Source organism: Cupriavidus sp. AU9028 (assembly GCF_019795295.1).
Lineage (GTDB): Bacteria > Pseudomonadota > Gammaproteobacteria > Burkholderiales > Burkholderiaceae > Cupriavidus.
Genome location: NZ_JAIMCG010000001.1, coordinates 313,849 through 333,376 on the forward strand (window position 1 = coordinate 313,849; position 19,528 = coordinate 333,376).

Here is a 19,528-nt window from a genome sequence, read left to right on the forward strand (position 1 = left end):
GTGTGGAGGGGCCGCGGCGGCTTCCCGCGGCGGCTACGGCCCGAATTGTAATGGATGCGCCGGACGGCTGCGCCGTCGCGGCGCGGGCGGCCTGCCTGCCGCCCCTGCTGCCTGCCGGTTGCCTGCGTCGTGTCCGCCCTTAGCGGTACAGCACGCCGCGAATGGTCTCGGCCAGGTCCTTGGCCAGGAATTTCGACACGTAGGCGTCGGCGCCGACCTTGCGCACATGGTCCTCGCTCGCGCTGCCCGACAGCGACGAGTGGATGATCACCGGGATGCCCTGGAAGCGCTTGTCGGCCTTGATCTTGCGGGTCAGCGTGAAGCCGTCCATCTCCGGCATTTCCAGGTCGGTCAGCACGCAGGCGATCTCGTCGCGCACGGCGCGGCCGGCCTTGGCGGCGCTGTCGGCCACCTCGTTGAGCTGGTCCCATGCTTCCTGGCCGGTCTTGGTCATCAGCACCGGCACGCCCATCGCGTCCAGGCCCTGGGTGATCAGCGTGCGGGCCAGTGCGGAATCGTCGGCGGCCAGGATCTTCGAGCCAGGCTTGAGCGCCAGCTTGGGGCCGACCGTGGCGGGGTCGACATCGGGCTGGCTGGTGGGCAGCACGTCGCGCAGGATCTGCTCGACGTCGAGCACCTGCACCAGGCGCGCGTCCGGGGTGTCCGCATCCAGCTTGGCGATGCTGGTGACCAGCCCGCCCTTGGTGCTGGCCTCGGCCGACACCACTTCGTTCCACTCCAGCCGGACGATTTCCTCGACGCCCTCGACGGCGAAGCCCTGCGTCGAACGGGCATATTCGGTCACCAGCAGGATGCCGGCGCTGCCGCCTTGCGGCGTGCAGCCGACGATCCTGGCCAGGTCGATCACCGGGATCACCTGGCCGCGGATGTCGGCCATGCCCAGCATGGTCGGCGAGCTGCCGACCACCGTGGTGATCTTGGGCATCACCAGGATTTCACGGACCTTGAAGACGTTGATGCCGTAGATCTCGTTCTGCCCCGAGCGGTCCGTCTTGCCCAGCCGGAACAGCAACAACTCGAACTGGTTGTTGTTGGTCAGGTTGGTCCGCTCGTCAATTTCCTTCATCAATCCGCTCATGCCTTCCTCTCGCTCGTTGCGCCGCGGATCGGTTCCGCGCTGGCGCCCGCCGGTTGCGGCGGTGACGCGAGGGAGCGCAATGGCGCGGGAATCCGCTCGCGGTCAGCTGCGTTAACGGACGCGGCGAGCGGAAGCTTGAGGCGGGTTGGCGCTTCGGGTTTGCTGCCCTCTCCCCCGGCCCCTCTTCCGCAAGCGGGCGAGGGGAGCAAGCCGGCAGCCTGGAATAGCCTTGGTTTTCTCCCCTCTCCCGCTGGCGGGAGAGGGGCGGGGGAGAGGGCAATGCACCAAAAGCGCCCGCCAATGCCCTTGCGCCTTTTGGCATACAATCCATCGCGTCCGCCCGACCGCCGCCAGCCTGCCCTTTGCGGCCCGCTGGCCCTCAACGACAAACCGTGTCCGCTTCCCAGAAATCCCTTGCGCTGCCAGCCGGCAGCCTCGCCCGCCAGCGCTCCGGACTGGCGATTGCCGCCGTGGGCGCCGTGCTGTTTTCCGGCAAGGCGATCGTCGCCAAGCTGATGTACCGCTACCAGGTTGACGCGGTGATGGTCATCACGCTACGCATGCTGTTCGCGGTGCCGCTGTTCATGGCGATCGGCTGGTGGCAGTCCATGAAGATGGCCCCGCTGTCGTGGGCCGATCGGGGGCGGGTGCTGCTGCTCGGGTTTATCGGCTATTACCTGTCGAGCTTCCTGGATTTCCTTGGCCTGCAGTACATCACCGCCGGCCTGGAGCGGCTGATCCTGTTCCTGACGCCGTCCTTCGTGCTGCTTGCCACCGCGCTGGGCTTCAAGCGCAGGATCAGCGGCCGCCAATGGGCGTCGCTGGCGCTGGCCTATGCCGGCATCGTGCTGGTGCTGGCGCATGACCTGGACGTCAGCGGCAATCAGGTCTGGCTCGGCGCCGCGCTGGTACTGGGCAGCGCCGTCAGCTATGCCATCTATCTGATCGCCAGCGGCGAGCTGGTCGCCCGCATCGGCTCGCTGCGCCTGGTGGCGTATGCGATGTGCGTGTCCACCGCCTGCTGCGTGATCCAGTACGCGGTACTGGGCCGGCCCTGGCAGGCGCTGGCGCAGCCGGCCCCAGTGATGTGGCTGTCCGCCATCAATGCTGTGTTCTGCACGGTGCTGCCGGTGTCGATGACGATGATGGCGGTGGCCCGCATTGGCGCGCCGATGGCCTCGCAGGCCGGCATGGTGGGTCCGGTGTCGACGCTGTTCCTCGGCTTCTGGCTGTTGGGCGAACCGATCACCGCGGTGCAGCTGCTGGGCAGCGCGCTGGTGATGGGCGGCATCTATCTGCTGTCGGCTCGCAAGGCCTGACCGGCCCGCATTGAATCGAGAACCGCATGGGCGTCGCACGCCCGGCATTGAAACTAGGAGAACCAGGATGGATTTCGGATTGCGCGGCAAGCGCGCGCTGGTGTGCGGCGCGAGCAAGGGCCTGGGCTTCGCCTGTGCGGACGCACTGGCGGGCGAGGGCGTCGATGTGGTGATCGTGGCGCGCGGCGCCGAAGCGCTGGAGAAGGCGGCGGCGGATCTGCGCGCGCGCCATGGCGTGCAGGTGGTGGCGGTGGCAACCGACATCACCACCGCCGAGGGCCGCAAGCTGGCGCTGGAGGCGGTCGCGCGCCTGGGCGACCTGGATATCCTGGTCAACAATGCCGGCGGCCCGCCGCCGGGCAACTTCCGCGACTGGGAACGCGAGGACTGGATCGCGGCGATCGATGCCAACATGCTGACCCCGATCGAGCTGATCAAGGCCACCGTCGACGGCATGATCGCGCGCAAGTGGGGCCGCATCGTCAATATCACCAGCGGCGCAGTCAAGGCGCCGATCGACGTGCTGGGGCTGTCCAATGGCGCCCGCTCCGGGCTGACCGGCTTCGTGGCCGGCGTGGCACGCGAAGTGGCCCAGCATGGCGTGACCATCAACAACCTGCTGCCCGGCCCGTTCAATACCGACCGTCTCTACAAGACGATGGAAGGCGCCGCCCGCAAGGCCAACCTGAGCGTCGATGAAGTGGCGCAGAAGCGCGCGGCCACCAATCCCACCCGCCGCTTCGGCGATCCGGCCGAGTTCGGCGCGGCCTGCGCCTTCCTGTGCAGCCAGCAGGCGGCGTACATGACCGGACAGAACCTGCTGCTGGACGGCGGCGCCTACCCGGGTACGTTCTAGGCCCCCGTTGCCAGCGCGAGCCGCTTCACAGGAGAACCAGACACCATGAGCAAAGCGATCCGCATCTTCGAGAATGGCGGTCCCGAGGTCCTGCAGTGGGTGGACGTGGAGGTCGGCGAACCGGGCCCGGGCGAGATCCGCCTGCGCCAGGAAGCCGTCGGCCTGAACTACATCGATGTCTATTTCCGTACCGGCCTCTACAAGCAGCCGCTGCCAGGCGGCATCGGCATGGAAGGCGCCGGGGTGGTCGAGGCGGTGGGCGAGGGCGTGACGCACCTGCGGGTGGGCGACCGTGTCGCCTATGCCGGCCGGCCGACAGGGGCCTATGCGCAGGTCCGCGTGATGCCGGCCGACATCGTGGTGAAGCTGCCCGATGCGGTCTCCTTCGAGCAGGCCGCGGCGATGATGCTGCAGGGCCTGACCGTGCAATACCTGGTGCGCGACACCTACCGCGTCCAGCCGGGCGATACCGTGCTGCTGCACGCGGCCGCCGGCGGGGTGGGGCTGATTGCCTGCCAGTGGCTCAAGGCGCTGGGCGCTACCGTGATCGGCACGGTCGGCAGCGACGAGAAGGCGGAGCTGGCCCGCCAGCATGGCTGCGACCATCCGGTGGTCTATACACGCGAGTCGTTCCTCGAGCGCGTCAAGGACATCACCGGTGGCAAGGGCGTACCGGTGGTCTACGATTCGATCGGCCAGCAGACCTTCCACGACTCCCTGGACTGCCTGTCGCCGCGCGGCATGATGGTCAGCTTCGGCAATGCGTCGGGACCGGTGCCGCCGGTGGACCTGTCGCTGCTGGCCAGCAAGGGGTCGTTGAAGCTGACCCGGCCGACCATCGCGACCTACGTCACCAACCGTGCGCTGCTGGAGCCGATGGCCGCCGAGCTGTTCGAGGTGGTGCAGAGCGGCAAGGTGAAGATCGAGGTGAACCAGCGCTATGCGCTGGCGGACGCCGCCCAGGCGCACCGCGACCTGGAGGCGCGCAGGACGACCGGTTCGACGGTGCTGCTGCCGAACGGCTGAGGTTGGCAGACGTCGGCAGCAGGCCGGCAAGCAAGAAGGGCGCATGCGGGGTAACCGCATGCGCCCTTTTTCCATGCCTGGTCGGGCCGGTTTCAGCGGGGCCGGACGGTGGTCGCGCCGCGACGCATCTGTGCCTGCCGCACGATATGCGGCGGCAGCTTGCGCAGGATCAGGTGCACTGCCAGCGGCACCAGAACGAGGTCATCGACGATACCGAGGCCGGCGATCAGATCGGGCACCAGGTCGATCGGTGACAGCGCGTACAGCACGACGCCGGCGACCGCCGGGCGCAGCCAGCGCGGCGCGTCGGGGTGCCGCAAGGCGTGCCACAGCACGCGTCCATCCTGTCGCGCCAATGTCCACAGCGCGGAGAACCGTTTCCACATCTCGTTTGCCTCCCTGCGGGAATGCGGCGCGTGCAGGAATGACTGCCGCGCCGTACCGGGTTTTGGGCTGTCGGGCAAGGCGGGAGTTCCCATGGTTCGCGGCATTGGGCAGGTAGTGCCGGCAATTGGGACGTCGAAGGCATTCGGGTGAAGTCGATGTGCTCGCGAGGCCCTTCCTGCGGCTACGGTGGGGACTGGACGCCGATGCCCTATGAGCTGGTCGGGACAATTTCTCGGGTGGGCACGCTTCTAGCGTGCTGCCCTCTCCCCCGACCCCTCTCCCGCAAGCGGGAGAGGGGAGCGAACCAGTGGCGTGACTGGCGCTGGCGGTTGGCTCGACTCGTCCAGGCGCTGAGAGCGGAGCAGACCAGTGGCGTTGCCTGGCGCTGGCGGTTTGCTCCCCTCGACCGCCGCGCGGGAGAGGGGCCGGGGGAGAGGGCAACCGACCGCCGCCGCCCGCCGCCCGCCGCCCCAACCGAACCCAGGAGACCCCATGTTCGGCTTCACCGCACTTGAGCTCGCCCGGATCCAGTTCGGCTTCACCATCTCCTTTCACATCATCTTCCCGGCCATCACCATCGGCCTCGCCAGCTATCTGGCGGTGCTGGAAGGCTGCTGGCTGCGCACGCGCCGGCCGCACTACCGCGATCTGTATCACTTCTGGCTGAAGATCTTTGCCGTCAGTTTCGGCATGGGCGTGGTGTCGGGGATCGTGATGGCGTACCAGTTCGGCACCAACTGGAGCGGCTTTTCCGAGTTCGCCGGCGGCATCACCGGGCCTCTGCTGGCCTACGAGGTGCTGACGGCGTTCTTTCTCGAAGCGGGCTTTCTCGGCGTGATGCTGTTCGGCTGGAACCGGGTCGGCCCGGGCCTGCACTTCCTGTCGACCGTGATGGTGGCGCTGGGCACGCTGATCTCCACCACGTGGATCCTTGCCTCCAACAGCTGGATGCAGACGCCGCAGGGCTTCGAGATCCTCGATGGCCGGGTGGTGCCCGTGGACTGGGTCAAGGTGATTTTCAACCCGTCGTTCCCCTATCGGCTGGCGCATATGACCGTCGCCGCGTTCCTGGCGACGGGACTCTTCGTTGGCGGCGCGGCGGCATGGCATCTGCTGCGGGGCCGCGACAATGCCGCGGTGCGCAAGATGCTGTCGATGGCGATGTGGCTGGTGCTGGTGCTGGCGCCGGTGCAGGCGGTGATCGGCGACTTCCACGGGCTGAATACCTTGAAGCACCAGCCCGCCAAGATCGCGGCTCTGGAGGGCCATTGGGAGAACCACGGCAACCAGGCGCTGCCCCTGCTGCTGTTCGGCTGGCCGGACATGCAGCGCGAGCAGACGCGCTTCGCGGTCGGCATCCCGCGCCTGGGCAGCCTGATCCTGACGCATAGCTGGGACGGGCAGATTCCCGGGCTGAAGTCGTTCCCCCCCGAGGACCGGCCGAACGCGACCATCCTGTTCTGGACCTTCCGGGTCATGGTGGGCCTTGGCCTGCTGATGATCGCGCTGGGGGTCTGGAGCCTGGTGCTCAGGCGGGGCGGGCGGCTCTACCGCTCGCGCGCGTTCCTGCGCATGGCGATGTGCATGGGGCCGGCCGGCGTGATCGCGATCCTGGCCGGATGGTTCACCACCGAAATCGGCCGGCAGCCGTGGGTGGTGTACGGCGTGATGCGCACCGCCGACGCGGTGTCCCCGCATGGGGCGCCGGAACTGGCGCTGACGCTGGGCATCTTCATCGTCGCCTACCTGTTCGTGTTCGGCGTCGGCTTCGCCTACATCCTGCGGCTGGTGCGCAAGGGGCCGGCGCCGGGCGAAGGCGACATCGCCCGCGAAGGCGGCCCGGGGCAGGACCGCACGCCGATGCGGCCGCTGTCCGCCTCGGACGATCGGGGCGATGTGCCGGGCGAGCGCAATACCGCCGAAGAGGCGCCGTCGCTGGATCCACGTGGCTAGACCTCCGGAGCGCAAACCATGGGCATCGACCTTTCGCTGATCTGGGCCGTCATCATCTTCTTCGGCGTGATGATGTATGTGGTGATGGACGGCTTCGACCTGGGCATCGGCATGCTGTATCCGTTCATGCCCGAGCGCCACGACCGCGACGTCATGATGAACACGGTGGCGCCGATCTGGGACGGCAACGAGACCTGGCTGGTGCTCGGCGGCGCGGGACTGCTGGCGGCTTTCCCGCTGGCCTACTCGCTGGTGCTCAGCGCGCTGTACCTGCCGCTGGTGTTCATGCTGCTGGGGCTGATCTTCCGCGGCGTGGCGTTCGAATTCCGCTTCAAGGCCAACGACCGCGAGCGTCCGATCTGGGACCGCGCCTTCATCGCCGGCTCGTTCACCGCCGCCTTCTTCCAGGGCGTGACGCTGGGCGCGTATATCGACGGCATCCGCGTCACCGAGGGCGTCTTTGCCGGCGGGCCGCTGCACTGGGTGCGGCCGTTTCCGCTGTTCTGCGGCCTGGGCGTGGTGGTGGCCTATACGGTGCTCGGCAGCACCTGGCTCATCATGAAGACGGAGGGGCCGCTGCACCAGCGCATGATGGCGCTGACCCGTCCACTGGCGTGGGCGCTGCTGGCGGTGATCGGCGTGATCAGCATCTGGACGCCGCTGGCGCACCCGCAGATCGCCGAGCGCTGGTTCAGCCTGCCGAATCTGCTATGGTTCGCGCCGGTGCCGGTGCTGGTGGTGCTGGCGATGCTGGGGCTGCAACGCAGCCTGCGGCAGCATGCGCATGCCGCGCCGTTCCTCTGCACGCTGGCACTGGTCTTTCTCGGCTACAGCGGGCTGGCCATCAGCATGTGGCCGCATATCGTGCCGCCGTCGATCACGATCTGGGATGCCGCCGCGCCGCCGCAGAGCCAGGGCTTTGCGCTGGTGGGCGCCCTGTTTATCATCCCGATCATTCTGATGTACACGTTCTGGTCCTATTACGTTTTTCGCGGCAAGGTCCGCGTGGGGGAGGGGTATCACTGATGCAGGATCCGCGCAACGAGCGGCAGGAAGGAGAGGCCGCGGACAATCCGACGCGGAGCTGGCGCAGCCGGTTGATCTGGTTGCTGGTGCTGTGGATCTGCGGCGTGGGCGCGGTCGGCGTGGTTGCGATCGTGGTGCGCCTGGGCATGGGCCTGGCCGGCATGCGCAGCAGCTGAGCGCCGGCCGATAAAAAAGGGGAAAGCGCCGTGGCGCGCTTTCCCCTTTCTGCTTGCCGGGCAGGGCGGTCTCCCCCGGGACACCGCCCGACACGGGATCAGCCCGGAATGTTGCCTTCCACGCCTTCGACGTAGAACTTGACGCCGTGCAGGAACTTGTCGTCGGCGACCTGTCCCTCGGGGATCTGCACCTTGCCGGTGTTGTCCTTGATCGGACCCTTCCAGATCGGCGCGGTACCGTCGACGATGCCCTTGCGCCGTTCCGCCACCAGCGCCTTGACGTCCTCCGGCACGTCGCCGTTGAAGCTCTTCAGGTCGATCATGTTCTCCTTCAGGCCCCACCAGGTGGTGTTGGTCTTCCACTGGCCGTTCAGCACGTCTTCGACGACCTTGTTGTAGTAGACGCTCCAGTCGATCACCGACGCGGCCAGATGGGCCTTCGCGCCGAAGCGGGTCATGTCGCTATCCCAGCCAAAGGCGTGCACACCCTTCTCCTGCGCGGTCTGCACCACGGCGGCGGAATCGGTGTTCTGCATCAGCATGTCGGCGCCCTGGCCGATCAGCGTGGTGGCCGCCTCGCGCTCCTTGCCCGGATCGAACCACTTGTTGACCCAGACCACCTTGACGGTGGCGTTCGGGTTGACGCTGCGCGCGCCCAGCGCGAACGAGTCGATATTGCGGATCACTTCGGGAATCGGTACCGACGCCACCACGCCCATCTTGCCGGTCTTGCTCATCTTGCCGGCGACCACGCCAGCGAGGTAGGCGCCTTCATAGGTGCGCACATCGTATTGCGCGACATTCTCGGCGGTCTTGAAGCCGGTGGCGTGCTCGAACTTGACGTCGGGAAACTCGCGCGCGACCTTCAGCATCGACTCCATGTAGCCGAAGGTGGTGCCGAAGATCAGCTTGTTGCCCTGGCTGGCCAGGTCGCGGATCACGCGCTCGGCGTCCGCGGCCGACTCGGGCACGTTCTCGACGTAAGTCGTCTTGACCTTGTCGCCAAACTTCGCTTCGACCGCCTTGCGGCCGTTGTCGTGCGCGTAGGTCCAGCCGGCGTCACCGACCGGGCCGATATAGACGAAGGCGACCTTCAGCGGCTCGGCAGCCTGTTCTGCCGCGGGGGCGGCGGGCGCGCTGCCCTGGGCCGGCGCCTCCTCCTTCTTGCCGCAGCCGGCGAGCGCCAGCAACGTGGTGGCGGCGAGCGCGGCCAGGGTCTTCCTGCGCGTGACGATCATTCGATTTCTCCTTGTGTCGTTCAGTGTGGTTGGCTTGGGATTTGGTTTGCGCGGTTATCAGGCGCTGCCGGGGCGGAACGGGCGGCCGAGCGACGCCGGCATGTTCAGGCGGATCCAGGCTGGATTGCGCGAGATCAGCGCCAGCACGACGATGGTGGCGGCATAGGGCAGCATCGACAGGATCTGCGACGCCACCGCGACGCCAATGCCCTGCAGGTAGAACTGCAGGATGGTGACCCCGCCGAACAGCCAGGCGCCGACCAGCACCCGTCCCGGGCGCCAGGTGGCAAAGGTGGTCAGCGCCAGCGCGATCCAGCCGCGGCCGGCGACCAGGTTCTCGACCCACATCGGCGTGTAGACCAGCGACAGGTAGGCGCCGGCCACGCCGCAGCAGGCACCGCCGAACAGCAGCGCGCCGAAGCGGATCAGCCGCACCGGGTAGCCCAGCGCATGGGCCGATTCCGGCGATTCGCCCACGGCGCGCAGCACCAGCCCGGCACGGCTGCGAAACAGGAACCACATGATGGCGACGCACAGCAGCACGCTGAAATAGACCATCCAGTGGTGCTGGAACAGCGCGGGGCCGAGCACCGGGATCTGCGACAGGCCGGGGATGCCGCTGGCCTGCGCCGGCATGGCGAAGCCGACAAAGCGCTGGCCCATGAAGGCCGACAGCCCGGTGCCGAAGATCGACAGCGCCAGGCCGGTGGCGACCTGGTTGGTCGCCAGCACCAGCGCGAGCCAGGAGAACAGCGTGGCCATCGCCATGCCGGCGAGGGCGCCGGCGAAAAAGCCCAGCAGCGGCGACTGGGTCTGGTAGCCGACCATGAAGCCGAACACGGCGGCGACCAGCATCATGCCTTCGGCGCCCAGGTTCAGCACGCCGGCGCGTTCGTTGATGAGCAGGCCGAGCGCGGCCAGCAGCAGCGGCGTGCCGGCATTGATGGCCGAGGCCAGGAGCGGAGCGAATTGTTCCATCGATGACGAGCGCCGGTTCAGGCGGCGGAGTGGGGTTGGCGCGCGCCGGACGCCGAACGCCAGCGCAGGCGGTTCTCGATCAGGGTGTCGCAGGCCAGCAGGAAGAACAGCAGCATGCCCTGGAAGACCCAGCCGATCGCCGACGGCAGGCCCAGGCGCGATTGCGCCATCTCGCCGCCGATATAGAAGATCGACATCACGATGCCGCCGAACACGGCGCCGACCGGGTGCAGCCGGCCGACGAAGGCGACGATGATCGCCGTGAAGCCGTAGCCAGGCGAGATCGACGGCAGCAGCTGGCCGATCGGGCCGGTGACTTCGAACGCGCCGGCAAGCCCCGCAAAGCCGCCCGAGATCAGCAGCGCCTGCCACAGCGCGGCGCGCGCCGGAAAGCCGGCGTAGCGCGCCGCGGCCGGAGCGGTCCCGCCGACCTGCAGCCGGTAGCCGGCGAAGCTGCGGAAGATGTAGACCGTCATCACGACGACCAGCGCCAGCATTACCAGGAAGCCCGCGTGCAGCCGCGATCCCGACAGCAGGTTCGGCAGCAGGAATTCCGCCGAGAACACCTTCGATTGCGGGAAGTTCATGCCCTGCGGGTCCTTCAGCGGGCCGTTCACCACGTACAGGATCAGCTGCTGGGCGATATAGGTCAGCATCAGCGAGACCAGGATCTCGTTGGCATGGAAGCGGTCCTTCAGCAGCGCGGTGATCGCCGCCCACAGCATGCCGCCCACCACGCCCGCGAGCGCGGCAAGCGTCAGCACCAGCGCGCCATTGGCCGTGTGACCCGGCACATCGAACCACAGCACGGCGGCGGCGGCGAAGATGCCGCCGACGATCAGCTGGCCCTCGGCGCCGATGTTCCAGACGTTGGCCCGGTAGCAGACCGACAGGCCGAGCGCGCACAGCACCAGTGGTACGGTCTTGAGCAGCACCTCGCCGAGGGCGCGCTTGTCGCGCACGGTGTCGAAGAGAAAGACGCGCAATCCGGCGACCGGGTCCTTGCCCAGCAGCACGAACAGCAGCGCACCGAAGGCGAGCGTCAGCGCCAGTGCCAGCAGCGGCGAGGCATACGCCATCGGACGCGAGGGCAGCCCGCGCGGCGCCAGCGTCAGCGGGAAGGACTTAGCCATGGCTCACCTCCTGCTGCTGTTGCATCTGTTGCTGCGACGAGGCGTCGGCGGGACCGCCTGCCCACAGCCCGCTCATCCACAGGCCGACCTGTTCGCGGGTGGCCGCCTCGATCGGGATCGACGGAGACAGCCGGCCCTTGGCGATGACATGCAGCCGGTCGCACAGCGAGAACAGCTCGTCGAGCTCTTCCGAGACGACCAGGATCGCGCAGCCCGTGGCCTTCAGCGCCAGCAGTTCGTTGTGGATCTGCGCGGCCGCGCCGATATCCACGCCCCAGGTGGGTTGCGCGACGATCAGCACGCCGGGGCCGCTTTCCACTTCGCGCCCGACGATGAATTTCTGCAGATTGCCGCCGGAGAGGCTGCGCGCCAGCGCGTCGGGGCCGCTGGCCTTGACGCCGAAGCGCCGGATGATCGCCGCGGCAAGTCCCGCGGCGGCCTTGGGCGAGATCAGGCCGCGCCCGACATACGGGGGGGCCTGGTGGGTCAGCAGCGTATTGGACGCCAGGCTCATGCCCGGCACCGCGCCGCGGCCCAGGCGCTCCTCGGGAACGAAGGCCAGGCCGGCGCGCCGGCGGGCACGGGCATCCAGCCGGCCCGCGGGTCTGTCGTCCAGCCGTACCGCGTCGGCGGCCGCGGCCGGATTCTCGCCCGACAGCGCCGCCAGCAGTTCCTGCTGGCCGTTGCCGGACACGCCCGCAATGCCGACGATTTCGCCGGCGCGCACGTCCAACGAGACGGCGTCCAGCGCCGTGCCGAAGGCATGGGCGCGCGGCAGCGTCAGGTTGCGCACCGCCAGCCGGACCGCGCCCGGATCGGCGGCGACCCGCGCCTCGCGGGGCGGCTCGCCGCCGATCATCAGCCGCGACAGCGACGCCGCGCTTTCCTCGCGCGGGTCGCAAACGCCCGTGACACTGCCCATCCGCATCACCGTGGCGCGATGGCACAGCGCGCGGATCTCGTCCAGCTTGTGGCTGATATAGAGGATGCTGGTGCCTTCGTCGGCCAGCTGGCGCAGCGTGACGAACAGCGTCTGCACCGCCTGCGGCGTCAGCACCGAAGTCGGCTCGTCCAGGATCAGCAATTGCGGGCGCGCCAGCAGCGCGCGCACGATCTCGACCCGCTGACGCTCGCCCACCGACAGCGTATGCACGTGGCGCTCCGGCTCCAGCGGCAGCCCGTAGCGGTCGGCGGTCTCGCGGATCTGCGCCGCCAGTTGCTTCATGCTGGTGCCGGCGCGCTGGCCGGCCGGCAGCCCGAGGGCGATGTTCTCGGCCACCGTCAGGGTGTCGAACAGCGAGAAATGCTGGAACACCATGGCAATGCCCAGATTGCGGGCATCGTGCGGACTGGCGATCGAAACCGGTGCGCCATTGAAGTGCATGACGCCGGCATCGGGCTGGACCGCGCCGTAGATGATCTTCATCAGCGTCGACTTGCCGGCGCCGTTTTCGCCGAGCACGGCGTGGATTTCGCCCGGGGCGACGGTCAGCGACACGTCGTCGTTGGCAACCACGCCCGGGTAGCGCTTGACGATATGCGACAACGCCAGCCGGGGCGGCGGGGAGTGAAGGCTCACAGGTGACGATTCGAAAGGGTTAGGCCAGAGCGGACCCGGGCGGCGGTGCGCCCTGGCCAGGTGGCAGGCGACGCAGCCGGAGCGCGCGACGGAGCGCCGCGCAGCAGGAGGCTGCGTCATCACACCGCGGCGATGTCCGTTATCAGGCCGCGATTATATAAGTCCCTGTCGCCGCCACCCGCACCTGTCGCGCGGGCCAGACAGCACAAGGCTTTCCGGCAGGGTGCAAGTCGCATGCCGGGTCCTTTCGTGCTAGTCGAGGGGGTTTGCCGCCGCGCCTGCGGCGACCGTCAGGCCGCGGCGCCGGCCGCCAGTTGCGGGGTCGGCCCGGGCTTCTGCTGCTGCAAGACCGCGTCGCGCTTTTCCAGCAGATGCTGGCGCAGGATGGTGGCGAGCCGCTTGCCGTCCCGCGCTTCCAGCGCCTGGATCATGGCCTCGTGGTCCTGGATGGCTCGGTCCCACTTCTCGGTCTGCTGGTTGGAGCGAAAGCGCAGCGCCTTCAGGCGCCGGTTGATCGACACATAGGTCTTGCGCAGCACGGAATTGCGCGCGGCCTCGCTGATGCGGTCGTGGATCTCCTGGTTGCGGCTGTAGTAGCCCGACAGATCGTTCTGCGCCCGGCAGGCAAGCATTGCGTAGTGCAGCGCCTTGATCTGGGCCAGCTCCGCGGGCGTGATCCGTTCGCAGGCCAGTTCGCCCGCGAAGGCTTCCAGGCCGCTCATCACTTCGAACGCTTCCCAGATCTCGGCCTCGGTCATGCGCGAGACGCTGGCACCCCGGTTTGGCGACAGCTCGATCAGGTTTTCCGCCGCCAGTACCTTGAAGGCCTCGCGCAGCGGGGTGCGCGAGATGCCCAGCGTCTCGCACAGCTCGCGCTCGTTCAGCTTCATGCCCGGTGCCAGCACGCCCTCGGTGATGAACCGGCGCAGGTGATCGACCACCGTGTCATGCAGGCGCTGTCGTTCCAGGCGCGGCAGAAGCGGCCCGGCCACCGGCTCGGCCGGGTCGTCCGTCGTTTTTTGCATGCAAAAATCCTCAAGCTGGTCTGGCGTGGACAAGGAGTGGACGCTCGCTGCCGCTCTCCGTTGCCGCGCCGCATGCTGGCAATTCTAGCGCAGCGGCCAGCGTTCGGCCCGCGCCGGGCGACTGCGGGTATACGACAGGCCGTTGCCCTGAATTTCTCCTTGGGATGCTGCGTCGCCGCTGCTACAGTATTTTGAATTCAAAATTCAAACGAGGAGACACAGCGCATGCTTTCGCTCGACTTTCATCCCGCCGGTCGCCACTTCCTGCAGATTCCGGGACCGAGCCCGGTGCCCGACCGCATCCTGCGTGCGATGAGCTACCCGACCATCGACCACCGCGGCCCCGAATTCGGTGCGCTGGGGCGCAAGGTGCTGGCCGGCATCAAGCAGATCTTCAAGACCGAGCATCCGGTGATCATCTATCCGGCCTCGGGCACCGGGGCCTGGGAGGCGGCGCTGTCCAACACCATGAACCCGGGCGATACGGTGCTGATGTACGAGACCGGGCACTTCGCCACGCTGTGGAAGACCATGGCCGAGTCGCTCGGCCTGAAGCCCGAGTTTCTCGGCTTGCCCGGCATCGAGGGCTGGCGGCGGGGCGTGCAGCCGGACATGATCGAGGCGCGCCTGCGCAAGGACACCGGCCACGCCATCCGCGCGGTCTGCGTGGTCCACAACGAGACCTCGACCGGCGTGACCTCCGATATCGCCGCGGTGCGCCGCGCCATCGATGCGGCCGGACACCCGGCACTGCTGATGGTGGACACCATCTCCGGGCTGGGCTCGGCCGACTACCGGCACGACGAGTGGGGCGTGGACGTGTCGGTGTCCGGCTCGCAGAAGGGGCTGATGCTGCCGCCCGGCATCAGCTTCAACGCGCTGTCGCCCAAGGCGATCGCAGCCAGCAAGGCGGGCGGGCTGCCGCGCAGCTTCTGGCGCTGGGAGGAGATCCTCGAATCGAACAAGAACGGCTACTGGCCTTACACGCCCAGCACCAACCTGCTCTACGGGCTGTCCGAGGCGCTGGATATGATCATGGGCGAAGGGCTGGACAACGTCTTCGCCCGCCACCAGCGGCTGGCCGAAGCCACCCGCCGCGCCGTGCGCGCCTGGGGCCTGGAGATCCAGTGCGCCGATCCGGCTGTCTACAGTCCCGTATTGACCGGCGTGATGATGCCTGAGGGCGTCGATGCCGATGCGGTGCGCAAACGGATCTACGAGCGCTTCGACATGTCGCTGGGCCAGGCGCTGGGCAAGATGAAGGGCAGGATGTTCCGCATCGGCCATCTTGGCGACTGCAACGACCTGACGCTGATGGCCACGCTGGCCGGCTGCGAAATGGGCCTGAAGATGTCCGGCGTGCCGGTGCGCGAAAGCGGCGTGGTGGCGGCGATGGACTATCTCGGTTCGCACGCCGATACCCCGGCGCTGAAGGCAGCGGCCTGAAGGGGGGGCGCATGAAGTCCATGTCCGCGCCGCTGGCCGTCAAGCCGGTGCAATTCGTCAGGTCGCAAGGCGGCGGCGCTTCGCCGCTGGCCGCGCGGCTGCGGCAGGAGCTGCGCGGCGACGTGCTGTTCGACCGGGCCAGCCGGGGCCGCTACGCCACCGACGCTTCCATCTACCAGATCACCCCGCTTGGCGTGGTGGTGCCGCGCGACCAGCAGGACCTGCTGCTCGCGCTCGATATCGCCCGCGACCTCGGTGCGCCGGTGCTCGCCCGCGGGGCCGGTACCAGCCAGTGCGGCCAGACCGTTGGCGAAGCGCTGGTGATCGACAACAGCAAGTGGCTGAACAAGGTGATCGAGTTCGACGCGCAGGCGCGCACCGTGACGGTCGAGCCAGGCATCGTGCTGGACCATCTGAACGCCTGGCTCAAGCCGCACGGACTGTGGTTTCCGGTCGATGTCTCCACCGGCGCGCAATGCACCATCGGCGGCATGACCGGCAACAACTCCTGCGGCTCGCGCTCGCTCGAGTACGGCAACATGGTGCACAACGTGCTCGGCATCGACGCGGTGCTGGCCGATGGCAGCCAGTGCCATTTCGGTTCACTGCGCGAGCCGGTGAGCGATAAGCGGGTGGCGGCGATGCTCGACGAATTGCGCCGCATCGCCACCCGCGAGCGCGACGAGATCGCCGAACGGATGCCCAAGGTGCTGCGGCGCGTGGGCGGCTACAACATCGATCTGTTCGACTGCCAGAACCCGCGCGCCTATACCGACGATGGCGTGGCCAATCTCGCCCACCTGCTGGTCGGCTCGGAAGGCACGCTGGCGTACAGCCGGCAGATCACGCTCAAGCTGTCGCCGCTGCCGCGCCACAAGGTGCTGGGCGTGGTCAATTTCCCGACGTTCTACCAGGCGATGGACATGACGCGGCATATCGTTGCGCTCGGTCCCGTCGCGGTGGAACTGGTCGACCGCACCATGATCGATCTGGCGATTGCCAACCCGGCGTTCCGGCCGGTGATCGAAAGCGCGCTGCGCGGCAGTCCCGATGCCATCCTGCTGGTCGAGTTCGCCGGGGACGATGCGGCCGCGCTGCCATCGCGCCTGGATGCACTGGACGAGCTGATGGGCGATCTCGGCCTGGCGGGCTCGGTGGTCAAGATGCCGGATGCCGGCGCGCAGAAAGCGCTGTGGGATGTGCGCAAGGCCGGGCTGAACATCATGATGAGCATGAAGGGCGACGGCAAGCCGGTGTCCTTCATCGAGGACTGCGCGGTGCCGCTGGAGCATCTGGCCGAGTACACGCGGCGCCTGACCGAAGTGTTCCATCGCCACGGTACCGAGGGCACCTGGTATGCGCACGCCAGCGTCGGCACGCTGCATGTCAGGCCGATCCTGGACATGCGGCGCGACGGCGCCGGCAAGATGCGCGCGATCGCCGAGGAAGCCGCCGCGCTGGTGCGCGAGTACAAGGGCGCCTACTCGGGCGAGCATGGCGACGGGCTGTGCCGTGGCGAATGGGTGGCCTGGCAGTACGGCCCGCGCATTCATGCGGCCTTCGGCGAGATCAAGACGCTGTTCGATCCGGACAACCGCTTCAACCCCGACAAGATCGTACGTCCGCCGCGCATGGACGACACGTCGCTGTTCCGCTTCCCGCCGTCGTACCAGCGCCAGCCGCTGCAGCCGGCACTGGACTGGTCCGCGTGGAATGTCGAGCGCGACCCGATGACCGGCGAGCAGACCGCGCCGGGCACCGGCAGCGACCTGACCGGCGGCCTCGCGGCGGCGGTGGAGATGTGCAACAACAACGGCCACTGCCGCAAGTTCGACGCCGGCACGATGTGCCCGAGCTACCGCGCCACGCGCGACGAGCAGCACCTGACGCGCGGGCGCGCCAACACGCTGCGGCTGGCGCTGTCGGGGCAGCTGGGCGAAGCGGGGCTGGCCAGCGAGGATGTCAAGGCGGCGCTGGACCTGTGCGTCTCGTGCAAGGGCTGCAAGCGCGATTGCCCCACCGGTGTCGATATGGCGCGCATGAAGATCGAGGCCCGCCACGCCTGGGTCCAGCGCAACGGTGCGGGACTGCGCGAGCGGCTGGTGGCGGCGATGCCGCGCTATGCCGGGCTCGCCTCGCGCGTGGGCGGGCTGCTCGCGCTGGCGGAGACCGTGCCGGGCATCGGACCATGGGCCAAGCGCACCCTCGGCTTCGCGCCGCAGCGGCCGCTGCCGCGCTGGCGCAAGCCGTTCCTGTCGGCCGCCGCCACCAGTGCCGCGCCGTCGTCCGACAGCGCTCGCGAAGTGGTGCTGTTCGTCGATACCTTCAACAACCACCATGAACCGGAGAACGCGCGGGCGGCGATGGCGGTGCTCCAGGCCGCCGGCTATCGGGTGCATCCGAGCGGCGTGCCGGGCGAGCGCCCGCTGTGCTGTGGTCGCACCTACCTGGCAGCCGGCTTCGTCGAGCGGGCGCGTGAGGAGGCCCGCCGCACGCTGGACGCGCTGCGCCCCTTCGTCGAGCGCGGCGTGGCGATCGTCGGTCTGGAACCGTCCTGCCTGCTGACCTTGCGCGACGAGTTCCTCGGCTATGGGTTTGGCGAGGAAGCCAGCCGGCTGGCGCGCCAGGCGATGCTGTTCGAGGAGTTCCTGGTGCGCGAGCAGCAGGAAGGCCGCCTGTCGCTGCCACTGCAGGCGCTACCGCACGGCGAGGCACTGGTGCACGGCCATTGCCACCAGAAGGCGATGGACGCCTTCACGCCGGTGCGCACCGTGCTGGGCTGGATTCCGGGCCTGAAGGTGTCGGTGATCGAGTCCTCCTGCTGCGGCATGGCGGGCAGCTTCGGTTACGAGGCGGAGCATTACGAGGCGTCGCTCGCCATGGGCGAGCTGTCGCTGCTGCCGGCAGTGCGCGCACGCAAGGCCGATGCGATCGTGGTGGCGGATGGCACCAGTTGCCGGCACCAGATCGAGCACGGCGCCTCGGCCAGTGCGTGGCATGTGGCCAGGGTGCTGCAGCAGGCGTTGCAGCCCGCGCAGGGCGCGGCGGCCGGCACGAAGGGATAGGGGGAGGAGCGGGAGGTGGTGAGATTGCGCACGGCATCGCAGTCATGCCGGCGCGGCATCCGGCACCGGGCGAGCGGTCGATTGCCCGGTGCCGGCAGGGTGGACATACCGAGAGGAGACAAAGGAATGCAGAACAGACAGGACAGGCAGCACAGCACCGGGCGCGGCAAGCGCTTCGCCGTTGCAATCGGGGCGGGCGTGCTGGCCGCCGCGGGCTTTCACGGCACCGCCTTTGCATGGGAGCCGGCCAAGCCGGTCGAGATCGTCGTGCCGTTCAGCGCGGGCGGTGCGTCCGACCAGATGGCGCGCTCGATCCAGAGCATCATCGCCAAGCATCAGCTGATGAAGCAGCCGGTGATCGTGGTCAACAAGGCCGGCGCCAGCGGAGCCGAAGGGCTGATGGACACCAAGGCCTCGCGCGGCAATCCGCACAAGCTGCTGGTCACCTCGTCGGCGCTGTACACCGTGCCGATGGCCAGCAACCTGCCGTTCAGCTGGCGCGACCTCACGCCGGTGGCGATGGTGGCGCAGGACGAGTTCGTGCTGTGGACCAATGCCAGCGCGCCCTACAAGACCGTCACCGAGTTCGTCGACAGCGCGAAGAAGAGCGACGGCAAGACCAGGATGGGCGGCACCAGCTCCAAGCGCGAGGACCAGATCATCACCACGCTGATCCAGAAGAAGACCGGCACCAAGTTCATCTACATCCCGTACAAGGGCGGTGGCGAAGCGGCGACGCAGCTGTCGGGCCAGCATATCGATGCCAACGTCAACAACCCGTCCGAGTCGATCGCGCAATGGCGTGCCGGCGAGCACCGCGCGCTGTGCGTGTTCGCGCCGGAACGGATGAACTACACGACCAAGGTCACGCAGACGCAGAGCTGGAAGGACATCCCCACCTGCAAGGAGCAGGGGCTGGACGTGCAATACCAGATGCTGCGTGTCTTCATGCTGCCGGGCGGCGTGACGCCCGATCAGCAGAAGTACTACGTCGACCTGATGCAGAAGATCGTGGCGACCCCCGAGTGGAAGGAGTACCTGGAGCGCAACGCGCTCAAGGGCGAATTCATCGCCGGCAAGCCGCTGGAGGACTTTCTCGTCAAGGACGAGAACTCGCACCGGGAGATCCTGAAGGAAGCCGGCTTCATGGCCGCGCGCTGACGCCCGCAGGGACGTGGCGCCGCTGCACGCCGGCCGGGCGTGGCAGCGGACGCTGCGCAAC

The 19,528-nt window shown here is 68.2% G+C and carries 16 protein-coding genes; 9 read left to right on the forward strand and 7 right to left on the reverse strand.

What is annotated here, in order from left to right; genetic code table 11:
- Window positions 1-139 precede the first annotated feature (139 nt).
- Complete coding sequence (locus tag K6V06_RS01405) at window positions 140-1,099, reverse strand: chemotaxis protein (protein ID WP_222239777.1); 960 nt, start codon at window positions 1,097-1,099, stop codon at window positions 140-142.
- 392 nt (window positions 1,100-1,491) lie between these two features.
- Here K6V06_RS01405 and K6V06_RS01410 point away from each other — a divergent pair, with 392 nt between their 5' ends.
- From K6V06_RS01410 to K6V06_RS01420, 3 genes are all read left to right on the forward strand, one after another.
- Window positions 1,492-2,418, forward strand: coding sequence for a DMT family transporter (locus K6V06_RS01410; RefSeq protein ID WP_222239778.1), 927 nt, complete (start codon window positions 1,492-1,494; stop codon window positions 2,416-2,418).
- A 67-nt stretch (window positions 2,419-2,485) separates the two neighbouring features.
- Window positions 2,486-3,274 carry an SDR family oxidoreductase gene (locus K6V06_RS01415; RefSeq protein WP_222239779.1) on the forward strand — a complete coding sequence of 263 codons (789 nt, stop codon included), beginning with the start codon at window positions 2,486-2,488 and terminating at the stop codon, window positions 3,272-3,274.
- Between the two features lie 45 nt (window positions 3,275-3,319).
- Window positions 3,320-4,300, forward strand: a complete 981-nt coding sequence (locus K6V06_RS01420) for a quinone oxidoreductase (protein WP_222239780.1) — start codon at window positions 3,320-3,322, stop codon at window positions 4,298-4,300.
- Window positions 4,301-4,392: 92 nt separating this feature from the next.
- Here the strand turns inward: K6V06_RS01420 and K6V06_RS01425 are convergent, their stop codons facing one another.
- Window positions 4,393-4,686, reverse strand: a complete 294-nt coding sequence (locus K6V06_RS01425; RefSeq protein WP_222239781.1) for a YkvA family protein — start codon at window positions 4,684-4,686, stop codon at window positions 4,393-4,395.
- 493 nt (window positions 4,687-5,179) lie between these two features.
- Between K6V06_RS01425 and K6V06_RS01430 the strand changes: the two genes are divergently transcribed.
- From K6V06_RS01430 to K6V06_RS01440, 3 genes are read left to right on the forward strand one after another with little or no spacing between them, the layout of a single operon-like run.
- Window positions 5,180-6,640, forward strand: a complete 1,461-nt coding sequence (locus K6V06_RS01430; RefSeq protein WP_222239782.1) for a cytochrome ubiquinol oxidase subunit I — start codon at window positions 5,180-5,182, stop codon at window positions 6,638-6,640.
- Between the two features lie 18 nt (window positions 6,641-6,658).
- Window positions 6,659-7,666, forward strand: coding sequence for a cytochrome d ubiquinol oxidase subunit II (gene cydB / locus K6V06_RS01435; protein ID WP_222239783.1), 1,008 nt, complete (start codon window positions 6,659-6,661; stop codon window positions 7,664-7,666).
- Window positions 7,666-7,842, forward strand: a complete 177-nt coding sequence (locus tag K6V06_RS01440) for a DUF2474 family protein (RefSeq protein ID WP_222239784.1) — start codon at window positions 7,666-7,668, stop codon at window positions 7,840-7,842. Before cydB ends, K6V06_RS01440 begins: the two co-directional genes overlap by 1 nt.
- A 98-nt stretch (window positions 7,843-7,940) precedes the next feature.
- Here the strand turns inward: K6V06_RS01440 and K6V06_RS01445 are convergent, their stop codons facing one another.
- The 5 genes from K6V06_RS01445 to K6V06_RS01465 all read right to left on the reverse strand — a co-directional run bounded on the left by K6V06_RS01445 (window position 7,941) and on the right by K6V06_RS01465 (window position 13,795).
- Window positions 7,941-9,080: a BMP family ABC transporter substrate-binding protein gene (locus K6V06_RS01445; protein ID WP_222239785.1), complete on the reverse strand. Its 1,140-nt coding sequence runs from the start codon at window positions 9,078-9,080 to the stop codon at window positions 7,941-7,943.
- Between the two features lie 57 nt (window positions 9,081-9,137).
- On the reverse strand, window positions 9,138-10,058 hold the full coding sequence (locus K6V06_RS01450; protein ID WP_222239786.1) for an ABC transporter permease: 921 nt from the start codon (window positions 10,056-10,058) through the stop codon (window positions 9,138-9,140).
- A 17-nt stretch (window positions 10,059-10,075) separates the two neighbouring features.
- Window positions 10,076-11,191: an ABC transporter permease gene (locus tag K6V06_RS01455; protein WP_222239787.1), complete on the reverse strand. Its 1,116-nt coding sequence runs from the start codon at window positions 11,189-11,191 to the stop codon at window positions 10,076-10,078.
- The gene (locus tag K6V06_RS01460; RefSeq protein WP_370637350.1) at window positions 11,184-12,770 is read right to left on the reverse strand and encodes an ABC transporter ATP-binding protein; all 1,587 of its coding nucleotides are present in this window, start codon (window positions 12,768-12,770) and stop codon (window positions 11,184-11,186) included. The genes K6V06_RS01455 and K6V06_RS01460 overlap by 8 nt, the downstream gene beginning before the upstream one ends.
- A 290-nt stretch (window positions 12,771-13,060) precedes the next feature.
- Window positions 13,061-13,795, reverse strand: coding sequence for a GntR family transcriptional regulator (locus K6V06_RS01465; RefSeq protein WP_222239789.1), 735 nt, complete (start codon window positions 13,793-13,795; stop codon window positions 13,061-13,063).
- Between the two features lie 225 nt (window positions 13,796-14,020).
- On the opposite strand from K6V06_RS01465, the gene K6V06_RS01470 reads away from it, so the two are divergent.
- The 3 genes from K6V06_RS01470 (at window position 14,021) to K6V06_RS01480 (ending at window position 19,467) form a co-directional block, all read left to right on the forward strand.
- Window positions 14,021-15,241 carry an alanine--glyoxylate aminotransferase family protein gene (locus tag K6V06_RS01470; RefSeq protein WP_222239790.1) on the forward strand — a complete coding sequence of 407 codons (1,221 nt, stop codon included), beginning with the start codon at window positions 14,021-14,023 and terminating at the stop codon, window positions 15,239-15,241.
- Between the two features lie 11 nt (window positions 15,242-15,252).
- Window positions 15,253-18,306 (forward strand): FAD-binding and (Fe-S)-binding domain-containing protein, encoded by a 3,054-nt coding sequence (locus tag K6V06_RS01475; RefSeq protein WP_222239791.1) that lies wholly within the window; start codon window positions 15,253-15,255, stop codon window positions 18,304-18,306.
- Between the two features lie 126 nt (window positions 18,307-18,432).
- Window positions 18,433-19,467 carry a tripartite tricarboxylate transporter substrate binding protein gene (locus K6V06_RS01480; RefSeq protein WP_222239792.1) on the forward strand — a complete coding sequence of 345 codons (1,035 nt, stop codon included), beginning with the start codon at window positions 18,433-18,435 and terminating at the stop codon, window positions 19,465-19,467.
- The last annotated feature ends 61 nt before the right edge of the window (window positions 19,468-19,528 follow it).